Annotated in this window: 12 protein-coding genes; 8 read left to right on the forward strand and 4 right to left on the reverse strand. The window is 70.9% G+C overall.

The genetic code is table 11. From position 1 onward, the window contains the following. Positions 1 to 38 precede the first annotated feature (38 nt). On the forward strand, positions 39 to 1,280 hold the full coding sequence (locus E8M80_RS17875; RefSeq protein ID WP_137127075.1) for a bifunctional 2-polyprenyl-6-hydroxyphenol methylase/3-demethylubiquinol 3-O-methyltransferase UbiG: 1,242 nt from the start codon (positions 39 to 41) through the stop codon (positions 1,278 to 1,280). Between the two features lie 173 nt (positions 1,281 to 1,453). On the opposite strand, the gene E8M80_RS17880 is transcribed toward E8M80_RS17875, so the two are convergent. Further along, positions 1,454 to 2,434, reverse strand: coding sequence for a tripartite tricarboxylate transporter substrate binding protein (locus tag E8M80_RS17880; RefSeq protein WP_137127076.1), 981 nt, complete (start codon positions 2,432 to 2,434; stop codon positions 1,454 to 1,456). A gap of 169 nt (positions 2,435 to 2,603) precedes the next feature. On the opposite strand from E8M80_RS17880, the gene secB reads away from it, so the two are divergent. The 6 genes from secB to E8M80_RS17910 all read left to right on the forward strand — a co-directional run bounded on the left by secB (position 2,604) and on the right by E8M80_RS17910 (position 7,936). Then, complete coding sequence (gene secB, locus E8M80_RS17885; RefSeq protein ID WP_137127077.1) at positions 2,604 to 3,113, forward strand: protein-export chaperone SecB; 510 nt, start codon at positions 2,604 to 2,606, stop codon at positions 3,111 to 3,113. Positions 3,114 to 3,150: 37 nt separating this feature from the next. Further along, positions 3,151 to 4,266 carry a ferrochelatase gene (hemH, locus tag E8M80_RS17890; protein ID WP_137127078.1) on the forward strand — a complete coding sequence of 372 codons (1,116 nt, stop codon included), beginning with the start codon at positions 3,151 to 3,153 and terminating at the stop codon, positions 4,264 to 4,266. 4 nt (positions 4,267 to 4,270) lie between these two features. After that, the gene (locus tag E8M80_RS17895) at positions 4,271 to 4,924 is read left to right on the forward strand and encodes an HAD family phosphatase (RefSeq protein ID WP_137127079.1); all 654 of its coding nucleotides are present in this window, start codon (positions 4,271 to 4,273) and stop codon (positions 4,922 to 4,924) included. A gap of 96 nt (positions 4,925 to 5,020) precedes the next feature. After that, the gene (locus E8M80_RS17900; protein WP_137127080.1) at positions 5,021 to 7,063 is read left to right on the forward strand and encodes a type VI secretion system Vgr family protein; all 2,043 of its coding nucleotides are present in this window, start codon (positions 5,021 to 5,023) and stop codon (positions 7,061 to 7,063) included. A gap of 8 nt (positions 7,064 to 7,071) precedes the next feature. After that, entirely contained in the window at positions 7,072 to 7,626 is a 555-nt protein-coding gene (locus E8M80_RS17905) for a DUF6931 family protein (RefSeq protein ID WP_137127081.1), read from the forward strand. A gap of 22 nt (positions 7,627 to 7,648) precedes the next feature. After that, positions 7,649 to 7,936 (forward strand): PAAR domain-containing protein, encoded by a 288-nt coding sequence (locus E8M80_RS17910; protein ID WP_137127082.1) that lies wholly within the window; start codon positions 7,649 to 7,651, stop codon positions 7,934 to 7,936. A gap of 322 nt (positions 7,937 to 8,258) precedes the next feature. Here the strand turns inward: E8M80_RS17910 and E8M80_RS17915 are convergent, their stop codons facing one another. Beyond that, a complete protein-coding gene (locus E8M80_RS17915) occupies positions 8,259 to 9,050 on the reverse strand; it encodes a hypothetical protein (RefSeq protein WP_137127083.1) in 792 nt (263 codons plus the stop codon). A gap of 109 nt (positions 9,051 to 9,159) precedes the next feature. Here E8M80_RS17915 and E8M80_RS17920 point away from each other — a divergent pair, with 109 nt between their 5' ends. Further along, positions 9,160 to 10,008 (forward strand): peptidase, encoded by an 849-nt coding sequence (locus E8M80_RS17920; RefSeq protein WP_137127084.1) that lies wholly within the window; start codon positions 9,160 to 9,162, stop codon positions 10,006 to 10,008. Positions 10,009 to 10,129: 121 nt separating this feature from the next. On the opposite strand, the gene E8M80_RS17925 is transcribed toward E8M80_RS17920, so the two are convergent. After that, complete coding sequence (locus E8M80_RS17925; protein ID WP_137127085.1) at positions 10,130 to 11,140, reverse strand: glycosyltransferase family 2 protein; 1,011 nt, start codon at positions 11,138 to 11,140, stop codon at positions 10,130 to 10,132. Positions 11,141 to 11,153: 13 nt separating this feature from the next. Then, complete coding sequence (locus tag E8M80_RS17930; protein WP_137127086.1) at positions 11,154 to 12,911, reverse strand: LIC_10190 family membrane protein; 1,758 nt, start codon at positions 12,909 to 12,911, stop codon at positions 11,154 to 11,156. Between the last annotated feature and the right edge of the window lie 5 nt (positions 12,912 to 12,916).

Here is a 12,916-nt window from a genome sequence, read left to right on the forward strand (position 1 = left end):
GTCTGGCCCTTCGCCGCGACCCGGCGTAAGGGGCGCCCATGAGCGACGCCGCCGATGCCGCCCTGGCCGCCCAGTACGAGGCCTACCCCTACCCCCAGCGCGACCCGCGGGACGAGGCGAAGCGCCTGATTGTCGGCAGCCCGAGCCACCTGCGGGAGGTGGACCACTGGATCTTCGGCGCCCATCGCCCGGCCGCCCGGCCGCTGAATGCCCTGGTCGCCGGCGGCGGCTCGGGCGACGCGACCGTGATGCTGGCGCAGCAGATGGCCACCGCCAGGCGGGAGGGGCGCGTCACTTGGCTCGACCGCTCGGCGGCCGCGCGCAAGGTGGCCGGGGCGCGGGTCGCGGCGCGGGGGCTCGGCAACGTGGCGTTCGAGGAAGGCTCGATCCTCGACCTGCCGGGCTCGGGCCTCGGGCCGTTCGACTACATCGACTGCTGCGGCGTGCTGCACCACCTGCCGGACCCCGCGGCGGGGCTGGCGGCGCTGGTCTCGGTGCTGGCGCCGGGCGGCGGCATCGGGCTGATGGTCTATGCGCCGCACGGGCGAACCGGCGTCTACATGGTGCAGGACGCGCTCCGGCTGCTGGCACCCGCCACCGAGGCGCCGGCGGCGCGCGTCGAGATCGCGAAGCGGCTCTGGCGGCAATTGCCCGAGACCAATTGGCTGCGCCGCAACCCCTGGATCACGGACCACGTGAAGGGCGGCGACGCAGGCCTCTATGACCTGCTGCTGAACCCGCGCGACGTCGCCTTCGACATCCCGGCGCTGGCCGCCCTGCTGGACGGCGCCGGGCTCGAGATCCGCTGCCTGGTCGAGCCCTTCCGCTACGACCCGGAGGCCTTCCTCACCGACCCGCGGCTGCGCGAGCGGATCGCCGACCTCAGCCTGGTGCAGCGTGCCGCCCTGGCCGAGGCGGCCTGCGGCAACATGGGCATCCACATCGCCTATTGCGTCAGGAAGGGCGCGGTGCCGCCGCCCCCTGCCTGGGACGACCCTGGCCGCGTGCCAGTGCTGCGGGAGGTGGACGGGCCGAAGCTCGCCGCGTCCCTGCCGCCCGACGGGGTGCTGCGCGTCGGCTTCGACGGTCTGAGCGTGCCGGTGCCGCTGCCGCGGCTGGCGCGCGCCATCCTGGCCCGCGTGGATGGGGCGCGGCGGATCGGGGAGATCGCGGACGACCTCGCGGCGAACGGCGTGTCGCGGGAGGCCTTCGCGCGCGACTTCGCGGCGCTGGCGCAGGCGCTGGAGCGGGTGAACCGGCTGCTGCTGGCGGCGCCCTGAGGCCAAGAAGAAGCCGGGGGAGAAGGGAACTTCTCCCCCCGGACCCCCCACAACCTTCTTTGTCCTTTGGCGCCCCACCTTCGAGGATGGGCGCCAAGTGCCAAACAAGGGAGGGGGATCGGGGGAGGTTCCCCTCCCCCCACCATCCGACAGCCCTTCCGGAGATCCGCCGATCAGTCCACCCGCGCGCCCGAAGCCCGGATGATCGGCGCCAGCCGTGCCTCCTCCGCCGCGCGGAACGCCATCGCCTGTTCGGGCGTGGTCGGCCAGGCGGTCGCGCCCTGCTCGAGGTAGGCGCGCTTCAGCCCGTCATCCTCCAGTGCCCGCCGTGCGAGCGCCGAGATGCGCAGCAGCAGCGCGGGCGGAATGCCGGCCGGCCCGCAGAGACAGGTCCAGGAGGACATGTCGAAGCCGGGCAGCGTCTCGGCGATCGCGGGCGTGTCGGGCACGACCGGGCTGCGCTCGGCCGAAGTGACGCCGAGGGCGCGCACCCGCCCTTCGCGCGCCTGCGCCAGCGCGCCGGGAATGTTGTCGAAGATCATGTGCACGCGGCCGGCCAGGATGTCCGGATAGGCCGCCGCGCTGCCCCGATAGGGCACGTGGGTCATCTCGACCCCCGCCATGGTCTTGAACAACTCGCCCGAGATGTGGAGCGTCGTGCCCGAGCCGGCCGAGGCGTAGGAGTACCGCCCTGGATTGGCCTTGAGATGCGTCACGAGCTCGGGCACCGAGCGCGCGGGCAGCTCGTTGTTGACCACCAGCAGGTTCGGCAGCCGCCACATGCCCGAGGCGAAGGAGAAGTCCCGCGCCGCGTCGAACGGCATCCGGGCATAGAGGGTGGGCGCGATCGCATGCGTCGCGATGCCGCCGAGGCCGAGCGTGTAGCCGTCGGGCGCCGCGGCCGCGATCGCCTGGTTGCCGACGATCCCGCCCGAGCCGGTGCGGTTCTCGACCACGAATTGCTGGCCCGAGAGGTCGGACATCTTCTGGCACAGCAGGCGGGAGAGCGTGTCGGTCGGCCCGCCCGCGGTGTAGGGGTTGATGTAGCGGACGGTCCTGGCCGGCCAGTCCCCCTGCGCCGCGGCCAGGCGCGGCGCGGCGAGCGCGGCGGCGGAAGCGAGCACGGCCCTACGGCCGGCAGCGAAACGATCCATGCGGTATCCTCCCTGGCGGCCCTCTGGCGGGGCCGCGCCGCGGAGAGCCTAGGGCGCCGCGGCGCCGGCGCGATAGGCTTTCCCGCGGGTTTGCCGCCCCCGCCCGCGCATGCTAACCGCCCCCGCATCCCTCCGGCGCCGGCGCCGCGCCTTCCGAGAAGGTCCCGACATGTCCGACCAGCAGACCCCGTCCGCCCCGGGTGCCCCCGGCGGCGCCAACCCGGCCACCGGCCCGGTTGTGCTCAACCTGCAGTTCACCAAGGACCTGTCCTTCGAGGTGCCGGGCGCGCCCGACATCTTCCTGAACCTGCGCGAGGCGCCGCAGATCGACATCGCGCTCGACGTCCAGGCGCGCCGCCTGCAGGAAGGCCAGGAGACCTACGAGATCTCGCTGCAGATCCGCGCCGACGCCAAGACCGCGCAGCAGCAGACCGCCTTCATCGCGGAACTCGTCTACTGCGGCATCTTCACCCTGAACGGCGTGCCGGCCGAGATGCTGGAGCCGGTGCTGCTGGTGGAATGCCCGCGGCTGCTCTTCCCCTTCGCGCGCAACATTCTGGCCGACGTGACGCGCGACGGCGGCTTCCCGCCGGTGCTGCTGGCGCCGATCGACTTCGTGCAGCTGTGGCAGAGCCGGCGCGGCGCCACCGCCGCCGGCGCCCCGGTCGGCAATGCCTGAAGGGGGACGGGGCCTTGATTCCCCGCATCAAGGCGACATGTCGAGGCTGACCATGGGCAAGCGCCGCGTCGCCATCGTGCTGTTCAACCTCGGCGGCCCTGACCGGTCCGAGAGCGTGCGGCCGTTCCTGGTGAACCTGTTCACCGACCCGGCCATCCTGCGCGTGCCGGGCTTCATCCGGCCCTGGCTCGGCCGGCTGATCGCCTGGCGGCGGACGAAGCCGGCGATGGAGAACTACGCCGTGCTCGGCGGCAAGTCGCCGCTCCTGGAGCTGACCGAGGAGCAGGCGCGCTCACTCGAGGCCGCGATGGCGGACGACCCGGCGACGGAAATCCGCGCCTTCGTCTGCATGCGCTACTGGCACCCGCTGAGCGACGCCGCCGCGCGCGCCGTGAAGGACTGGGCGCCGGACGAGGTGCTGCTGCTGCCGCTCTATCCGCAATTCTCGACCACCACGACGGGCAGCAGCATCGCCGCCTGGGACGAGGCCTGCCGCAAGGCCGGCCTGTCGGTGCCGACGACCACGCTCTGCTGCTGGCATTCGCATGGCGGCTTCGCCGCGGCGACCGCCGCGCTGGTGCAGGGCGCCCATGACCGGGCGCGCGCCGAGCTGCCGGCCGACGTGCCGCTGCGCGTGCTGTTCTCGGCGCATGGCCTGCCCGAGAGCATCATCGCCGCAGGCGATCCCTACCAGTGGCAGGTCGAGCAGACCGTCGCGGCCGTGGTCGGCAAACTGGCCATCGAGGGCCTCGACCACATCGTCTGCTACCAGTCCCGCGTCACGCCGCAGAAATGGATCGGGCCCTCGACCGAGGACGAGATCGAGCGCGCCGCGCACGACAAGGTCGCGATCCTGATCTGCCCGATCGCCTTCGTGTCGGAGCATTCGGAAACCCTGGTCGAGCTCGACGTGGAGTACCGGGAGGAAGCCGAGAAACTCGGCATCCCCGGCTATTTCCGCGTGCCGGCGCAGAACAGCGACCCCTGCTTCATCGCGGCGCTGGCCGACATCGCGCGCGCGGCGCTGGGCTCGGGCCGCGCGCTCTGCTCCTTCGCGGGCGGCCGGCAATGCCCGAAGCAGCACGGCGACTGCCCGCACGCGCGCGCGACCGCCGCGCAGCGCGCCGTGGGCGCGGTGAAGGAACCCGCGTGACCGCATGGCCGTGACGCCGCGCGCCGTCCTGTTCGACTGCGACGGCGTGCTGGCCGACAGCGAGGCGGTGGTGAACGCCATCGTGGCCGACCAGCTCGGCCTGCTCGGCTGGCCGCTGACGGCGGCGCAGTCGCGGGACGCCTTCCTCGGCCTGGCGCTGCCCGACATGGTGCCGCGGATCGAGGCGCGGGTCGGCCCGCTGCCGCATGGCTGGGCGCAGGAGATGTCCGCCCTGATCGCGCACGAGATGACGGCGCGCACGCCCGCCGTGCCCGGCGCGGCCGAGGCGGTGCGGGCCGTGGCCGCGGCCGGCGTCGCGGTGGCCGTCGCTTCGAATTCCGCCCGCGCCGAGCTCGCGGCCAAGATGCGCTCGCTCGGCCTGGCCACGGTCTTCGCGGACCGCATCTTCTCCTACGAGGATGTCGCGCGGCCGAAGCCCTGGCCGGACATCTACCGCGCCGCGGCGGCGGCCTGCGGCGCGGCGCCGCGGGACTGCGTGGTGATCGAGGACAGCGTCCCCGGCGTTCGCGCGGGCATCGCCGCCGGCTGCCGCGTGCTGGGCTTCGCGCACGAGACGCCGGCCGGCGTGCTCGCGGCGCATGGTGCCGAGCCCTTCGGCGACATGGCGGCGCTGCCGGGGCTGCTCGGCCTTGGCTGAAGGGTGGGGCGGCCCGATGGACTTGCCGTCGGCGCATGGGCACTATTGCGGCATTCGTAACAACAAAGCCGCGCGCGAGCCGGGGGTGCGGGGGCCATGACGGACTACGACCAGGCCAGCCGCATCCTCGCGATCGACATCCCGGCGCTCGGCACCGACAAGGCGGTGCTGGTCGAGCTGGAGGGCGTCGACGCGATCTCGCAGCCCTACGAGTTCCGCATCCGCTTCGCGACCGAGGAGGCGCACGCGACCGTCGCGGCGGCGCTCGGCACCGCCGTGACGCTCACCTTCGGCCGTCCGGGCGATTCCGACACCGGCCCCACCGGCATCGAGCGCCGGCCGCTGCACGGCATGATCCGCCGCCTGACGCGCAGTGGCGCCTCCCGCGGGGATGCGACGGAATGGCAGGCCGAGGTGGTGCCGAAGCTCTGGTTCCTCTCGCGCACCACGGACTGCCGCATCTTCCAGGAACAGACCGTGCCCCAGATCGTCGAGACGATCCTTGGCGAGCATGGCGTGACGTTCCGCAACGCCCTGACCGGCACCTACGCGGCGGTGCCCTATTGCGTGCAGTACCGGGAGACGACGCTCGCCTTCGTCTCGCGCCTGATGGAGCAGGCCGGCATCGCCTACTGGCACGAGCACACCGACAGCGCGCACACCATGGTCCTGTCCGACGCCAACAACACTGCGACGCTGGCCGCCTGGCCGGACCTCCCGGTCAGCGGGCGGGCGGGCACCGCGGCGATCCGCGCGCTCGACGAGGAATTCGCGGTGCGGTCCGGCACCTGGACGCTGCGCGACTTCAACTTCGAGACGCCGTCCAACAACCTCGAGGTCGAGCAGCCGACGACGATCGACACCGCCATGATCGGCGACAAGGAATTCTACGACTACCCGGGGCTCTATGGCGTCACGGACGACGGGCGCACGGTCGCCGGCGTGCAGATCGGGCAGGAGGAGGCGCTGCACCAGCGCGGCCACGGCACGAGCGGCGTCGCCGGCCTCAATGCCGGGCTGCGCTTCAAGATCGCAGACATCGACGACACCGAGGTGCTGGTCACCGAGGTCCGCCATGTCGCGCAGGACCGCAGCCACTGGACGGCGCAGATGTGGGGCGGCCGCGAACCGGTCGCGCCGTCCTACGACAACACCTTCGTCAGCATCCCGAAGCGCGTGGCCTTCCGCCCGCCGCGCGTCACGCCGAAGACCTTCGTGCGCGGCCCCCAGACCGCCATCGTGACCGGCCCGTCGGGCGACGAGATCCACACCGACCAGTACGGCCGGGTTAAGGTGAAGTTCCACTGGGACCGGGCGACAGCGACCGACGACACCACGTCCTGCTGGCTGCGCGTCTCGCAGGGCTGGGCGGGCGCCGGCTGGGGCCAGATGCACATCCCGCGCGTGGGCCAGGAGGTGATCGTCGACTTCCTGGAGGGCGACCCCGACCGGCCGATCGTCACCGGCCGCGTCTACAACGCCGAGAGCACCGTTCCCTACGCGCTGCCGGACAACAAGACGCAGTCGGGGATCAAGTCGCGCTCCTCCCCGGACGGCACGGCCTCGACCTTCAACGAGCTCCGCTTCGAGGACAAGAAGGGCGAGGAGCAGGTCTACTTCCAGGCCGAGCGCGACCTGGTGCTGCTGGTCAAGAACGCGCGCACCGAGACGATCAACGAGGGCGACCTCAACGGCGACGACACCTACACGCTGCTCAAGGGCAACAAGGTCGCGACCGTGAGCGAGGGCAACTACACGCTCACCGTCGCCCAGGGAAACATGACCGTCGACGTCACCGAGGGCAACGAGACGCGCACGGTCGGCCAGGGCAACTATGAGCGCACCGTCTCGCAGGGCAACATGACCATCGGAGTGGACCAGGGCGACTACGCGCTGACCCTCGGGCAGGGCAATGTCACCATCTCCTGCGACGCGGGCTCGGCCACGATCGAGGCTATGCAGGAAATCGTGCTCAAGGTCGGCGCGAACAAGGTGACCATCAACACGCAGGGCGTGACGGTCGAGGGCATGATGGTCGAGATGAAGGGCACCACCTCGGCCAAGGTCGACAGCCCGATGACGACCGCGGGCGGCAGCGGCATGACGAAGGTGACCGGTTCGGCCATCATGATCGGCTAGGCGACGCCATGCAGAAGATCACCCTGCCCCTGCCCGAGGTGCTCGCGCGGATCGAGATCGACCCCGCCGCCCGCCCGCTGCTGGACGGCGTCGCGACGGTGGCCGAGGGCCTCGCGATCCTGGAGGAGCACAAGCATCCCATGACGGCGGTGCGCATCCTCGGCCAGGCGCTGCCGCCGCGCGAGGCGGTGTGGTGGGCCTGCGTCTGCGCCCGCGCGGCGCCGGACCCGGCCACGACGCCCGCGGACCTGGCCGCGCTGCAGGCGGCCGATGCCTGGGTCCGCCGCCCGTCGGAGCAGAACCGCCGCGCCGCCATGGCCGCCGCCGAAGCGTCCGGCACCCGCAGCACGGAGGCCTGGGCTGCGGTCGGCGCCTTCTGGTCGGGCGGGAGCCTCGGCCCTGAGACCGCGCCCGAGATACCGATGCCGCCGCACTTGTGCGGGGTGGCCGTCGCGTCGTCGGTCATCCTGGCGGCGCTTCGCCCCGACCCTTCGCAGGCGGAGGACCGCTACGCCCGCTTCCTGGCCAGCGCGCGCGACATCGCGCAGGGCGGCGGCGGATGACCGGGACCGCAGGAGCTGCGCCATGATGCCGGCCGCGCGCGTGGCGGACATGCATGTCTGCCCTATGTTCACGGGCCCCGTGCCCCATGTCGGCGGGCCGATCCTGCCACCCGGCGCGGTCACCGTGCTGATCGGCGGCATGCCGGCGGCGCGGGCCACCGACATGTGCGTCTGCGCCGGCCCGCCCGACACCATCGCCAAGGGCAGCACGAAGGTGCTGATCTGCAACATGCCGGCGGCACGGCTCGGCGACCTCACCGCCCATGGCGGCACCATCGTCGTGGGGTACCCGACGGTCCTGATCGGCTAGAGCAATATCCAATCAGATGGAATCATCTGATCGGATTTCTTGCTCCAAAAAATATATATTCTAGAGGAGCTTATGCCCGATCGGATGGAGCCGCGCAGCGATTCCATCCGATCGGATGCCTCCAGCCGGCGGACATGATGCCGACCGGGGGCAGGTTTCGCCTTCGTCCCCCTCAGACGCCGGGCGCCGCGCACCCGCGCGGCTTGGCTTCGCGGCGCAGGCTGTGACGCCGGCTCGGGCACTCGGCCCGCAGGTCGGAACTTCGTCCGCTGGGCGTGAATTGCCGTCGGGCGCCGCATCCGGCTGAGCCGGCTGGCCGGCATCATGATTCCGGGCAGCCCACCACCACGCGCTGCAGCGTCCGCACGCCTTCGAGGGTCTGCTGCCAGCGCGCCTCGGCTTGCGGCGGCGTCAGAAGCCGCGCGGCCTGCGCGAGGTCCGGGCAGCGCTGGTCGTCGGCACCGCAGGAGACAGAGACGCCGAGCATGCGCGCGCTGGCGCCGTGGAAGCGGGCGCTGACATTGCCGGGGGCGTCGCGCAGCAGCGTATCGGCCTCGGCGCGCATCAGGTCGTTGTCCGGGCAGATGCCGGCGCGCGGCGTGACGGCGCGGCGGTCATAGAGCGCGGCCAGCAGGTCCTCGCGCCAGGCGTTGCGTTCCGCCTGGGTGTTCGCACCGCCCGCGGCCAGCGCCGCCTGCCCGGATGCGACGGCGCAGTCCCGGTATCGGGCCTTCTGGTCCTGCGGCGCGGCGGCGGCCTGGCGCCGGCAGGCGCGGGCGCGCAGCGCGTGGGATTCGGCGCAGGGCTTGTCGGCGGCGCCGTTGCAGGCCGCGATGGTCGCGTTCGCGACCTGGTCCCAGGCGCCCTGGGCGGCCGAGGCGCCGAGCGCCGCGAGTTGCTGCGCGGCCGGCGTGGCCGCGGCCCCCGCCGCCTGGCCCGCCACCTGCCCGGCCGGCCCGGCCACGGCGCCCGAGGCCGCGCCTGCCGCGGCGCGACCGGCAGCGGCGCCGGCGGCGCTCGTGGCCTGCTCGCAGGCGGCAAGGAGCCCGATACAGGACAGGAGCACCGCAAGCCGGGTCGCGGGAGAGGAATGCAGCACGATGAGCCTCCGCATCAGGTCCAGGTCTGGAACCACATACCACAGGCGGCGCTTCCGTGCCGGCGCGGCCTTGCGCCCATCGGCCCGCGGCGCAACGCTGGCGGCACCCGCCGGAGGACCGCCCATGCCACGCCACGACCTCTTCGTTCGCCTCGGCGAGACGCTGTACCGCGTTCAGCGCCCCTGGGGCGACCTGCCGGCGGGCGCCGGCGTGCCGAGCGATGTCGCCTGCGACGCGGAAGGTCGCGTGTACGCCCTGCTGCGCCAGGACCCGCTGACCGACGCCGAGGCGCCCGCCGTGATCGTGCTGGCGCCGGACGGGCAGCGCCTTGCCGCCTGGGGCGGCGCCGAGGTCGCCGACGGGCACATGCTGTCCGTCCATCCGGATGGCCGCGTCTTCGTGGTGGACCGCGACGCGCAGGAGATCGTGGTGTTCAGCGCCGAGGGCAGGCGCCTCGGCGGCCTCGGCACGCGCAACCGCCCGGGCGAGCCGTTCAACGCCCCCTGCGACGTCGCCTTCGGCCCGGATGGGTCGATCTACGTGGCGGACGGCTACGCGGCGTCGGTCGTGCACCGGTTCAGCGCGGCAGGCACGCCGCTCGGCCGCTGGGGCCGGGAAGGCAGCGGTCCCGGGGAATTCACCACGCCGCATTCCGTCTGGGTACTGCCCGACGGGCGCGTCACGGTGGCGGACCGCGAGAACAACCGCGTGCAGGTCTTCACGGCCGGGGGCGAATGGCTCGCCGACTGGCGCGGCAACCACAAGCCGATGAGCGTGCATGGTGCGCCCGGCGGCGGGCTCTATGTGACGGACCAGGTGCCGCAACTCTCGCTGCTCGGCTCCGATGGCGCGATCCGGGGGCGCTGCCGGCCGGTGCTGAACGGCGCGCACGGCATCTGGGCGGCGCCGGACGGGCGGATCTTCCTGTCGGAGCAGAACCCGCCACGGCTGACCTGCCTCGTGCCGGTGTAGCGCGTGCCGGGCGCTCAGCGCCCGGTCAAGATCCGCTTGACAGCAGGGCCCGTTGGTCTTGCGGACAAAGCCGTGTCAGATCGGCGATCTCGCGTGACGCGACATGGACGGCTGGCGCCGATCATCCCGGCTTTGCACGCACGTCGGAAGCGCCGAGGGCCCGGCCCGCCGTCTCGATAGGCGGGTCCCAGGCCGGTAGTGCGAGATAGGCCATGCGCTTGGCTTCCTGCCTGCCACGGGTGACGGTGTCCAGGATCAGGCCACATGTGAAGGATAGGCTGGCAAGGATGCCGAGGCCTGTAGCAAGGATTGCAGTCGGGAACCGCGGAACAAGGCCGGTTTCGAGATAGGTGGGGACCAAAGGCAGCGCGAGGCCGACCGCGGCAGTAAGCATGACCACACTGATCGCCGAGAAGAAGGCGAGCGGCTTCTCCCTCTGCACGAGCAGGCCGATGGTGCACAGAATACGGAAACCATCACGCCAAGTATCGAGCTTGCTCACGGAACCGGCGGGGCGCTCACGGTAGGACGTCGAAACCTCGCCGACCGGCAGGCGGAGTTCGAGGGCGTGGACGGTGAATTCCGTCTCCGTCTCGAAACCTGAGGCAAGCGCCGGGAAGGACTTCACGAAGCGGCGGGAGAAGACTCGGTAGCCCGAAAGCATGTCCCCGATGCGCTTGCCGAAGATCAAGCGGACCATGCCGGTCAGCACGGCGTTGCCGAAGCGGTGTCCGGGACGATAGGCGGCGCCCACGTCTGACTCGGTAACGCGCAGGCCGGTCACCATGTCGAGGCGCTGCGCCAGCAGCAGGGCGACCATTCCCGGCGCGGCCGCGGCGTCGTAGGTGTCGTCGCCGTCGACCAGGACGTAGGCATCCGCCTCGATGTCGGCGAACATACGACGGATGACGTTGCCCTTGCCCTGCAGGGTTTCGTCACGGACCACGGCGCCGGCCGCGGCCGCGACCTGCCGCGTCCTGTCGTGCGAGTTGTTGTCGTAGACGTAGATTGTCGCCCGCGGCAGCGCAGCGTGGAACGCCGCGACGACCCGCGGGATTGCGACTTCTTCATTGTAGCAAGGAATCAGCACCGCTATTCGCGGCTGATCCTTGGCAGGATCGTCGGGCGTCATGCGTCTGCGATCCTCATGACGGGTCGCGTATCATCCAAGTCCACAGGAACGGTGTGAAGATCAAGCCTTCCTTCAGATGTGGCGTGCAGATGCGTGGCGCATCCCAGCACTGGTTGCCGCGCGCCGGCACCAGGATGGGGATGCCCGCATGCACGCCCTGCGACCGCACCTCCACCTGCTGATGCTGAACGATATCTGTTGCCACCAGCAGATTGGCCGGCTTCCGTACCAGGCTGGCAAAGACAAGCAAGGCGAGACCCAGCGCCACGGCGCGGCTGAAGCTGCGTCCCTGCAGCATCTCGAGCGCGCGCCATTCCGTTATCTGGTTTCCCGCGTGACGGATGCCGATCGGCGCGAAATGCGCGATCAGCAGTAGAAGCGGCAGGACGAGCCACGTCTGGCCGTACCTGACCAGCGGGGCCGAAAGGAACCAGAAGCCGACTCCGACAAAGGCCACGCCGAGCAGGATCACCAAATCGACAGCGCGCTGAGGCGTCGGTCCCTCGCCCGCCGTCACGAGGCCGCGCAGAAGCAGCCGCGCCAAGATGCAAGCCGCCGCCGCGCCGGCCAGGATGACGAAGACCGGCCACGCTGGTTCCTGATGCAGGCTCGCAAGCCATCCGGGGAACCACGACCAGTCCGCGAGAACGATCTCTGGCGACGTCTCCGGCTTGCGGGCCCAGGCCCGCATCCAATCGAGGTCGGACTGCGCGACTGCATGAGCGACCCTCCATGGCACCGGCAGGCAGGAGGATGGCTGTGGATACGCGATGCACCCCGAGGTCGCTATGCCGCGCGCCAGCCATGGCAGCCCGATCGCCAGGGCGCCGGCTCCGCTCAGCGCGACGTCACGCAGGGCGATCTGCCCTCGCCGCCACTTCAGCATTACCAGCGCAGCCAGCAGGACGACTGGTGCTGCGGAAAGCTTCAGCGTGACCGCGAGAGCGAGGACTGCCATCAGCAGCGCCGCGGTCCCCGCGACCTCATCACTTCGACCGTCCTGCACTGCCACATCGGAAAGTAGGATTGCGAGATAGAAGCTGTAGAGCACCATCATCCCGCTGGGGATATCGGTGTTCGGAGTGCCGGCCCAGCTCCGCAGTGACAGTATGGGCGTAAACACAGCGAGTACGACGAATAGAATGCCAAAAATCGCCGGGCGGGCGAACAACGCATCCTTCCAATGGGCCGCTCGCGTCAACACAGCAAGTGCCACAAATGCGATAAGAAGGGCATTGGTCGTGATTGCCCCCGCGAGGCTGGAGACACCGCCGGTAAGAATTGCGCTAGTCTGAAACAATTGTGAATTATAGCCGAATCTCATGTGGATATTGGCAGCGCCGAGGATCAATGGATATTCGATGATCTGACGGATGGCCTGCAGGTGGTAGAGACCGGTATCGTAGTGGCTGGCCGTCGAGCCCGGTATGAGGGTGCCCAAGTACAGGCAGAGGGCAACAAGGGCCAGGACGGTGGCGAATGCACTCCAACCGAAGTTTTTCGCCTGTTGGGTCAGATGGTGTCGGCCCAGGACAAGCAATCCGAGCCCCACGAGGCAACACACCGCCGCCACCGGGCCGGACAGCGGCACGAAGAGGTTCAGGACCGTGGCCAGCAGGCCAAGGGCGACGTACCCAAGGAGACCGACATCGCCAACCGTGACAGCGCGAGACAGCCCCGGGCGGACCCGCTCCGCCATCCGCACGCACAGGAGGCCGTAGCCGAGGCATATCGCGGCCGCGAGAATGACCAAGGCCCCTGACAGCAGCACGATAC

Origin of the sequence: Roseomonas sp. HF4, from assembly GCF_005222755.1 — a bacterium.
Classification (GTDB): domain Bacteria; phylum Pseudomonadota; class Alphaproteobacteria; order Acetobacterales; family Acetobacteraceae; genus Neoroseomonas.

Bases quoted from the DNA above. Each gene is read 5' to 3' on its own strand.
- E8M80_RS17875 (WP_137127075.1), top strand. From the start codon at position 39: ATGAGCGACGCCGCCGATGCCGCCCTGGCCGCCCAGTACGAGGCCTAC.
- E8M80_RS17880 (WP_137127076.1), bottom strand. From the start codon at position 2,434: ATGGATCGTTTCGCTGCCGGCCGTAGGGCCGTGCTCGCTTCCGCCGCC.
- secB (WP_137127077.1), top strand. From the start codon at position 2,604: ATGTCCGACCAGCAGACCCCGTCCGCCCCGGGTGCCCCCGGCGGCGCC.
- hemH (WP_137127078.1), top strand. From the start codon at position 3,151: ATGTCGAGGCTGACCATGGGCAAGCGCCGCGTCGCCATCGTGCTGTTC.
- E8M80_RS17895 (WP_137127079.1), top strand. From the start codon at position 4,271: ATGGCCGTGACGCCGCGCGCCGTCCTGTTCGACTGCGACGGCGTGCTG.
- E8M80_RS17900 (WP_137127080.1), top strand. From the start codon at position 5,021: ATGACGGACTACGACCAGGCCAGCCGCATCCTCGCGATCGACATCCCG.
- E8M80_RS17905 (WP_137127081.1), top strand. From the start codon at position 7,072: ATGCAGAAGATCACCCTGCCCCTGCCCGAGGTGCTCGCGCGGATCGAG.
- E8M80_RS17910 (WP_137127082.1), top strand. From the start codon at position 7,649: ATGATGCCGGCCGCGCGCGTGGCGGACATGCATGTCTGCCCTATGTTC.
- E8M80_RS17915 (WP_137127083.1), bottom strand. From the start codon at position 9,050: ATGCGGAGGCTCATCGTGCTGCATTCCTCTCCCGCGACCCGGCTTGCG.
- E8M80_RS17920 (WP_137127084.1), top strand. From the start codon at position 9,160: ATGCCACGCCACGACCTCTTCGTTCGCCTCGGCGAGACGCTGTACCGC.
- E8M80_RS17925 (WP_137127085.1), bottom strand. From the start codon at position 11,140: ATGACGCCCGACGATCCTGCCAAGGATCAGCCGCGAATAGCGGTGCTG.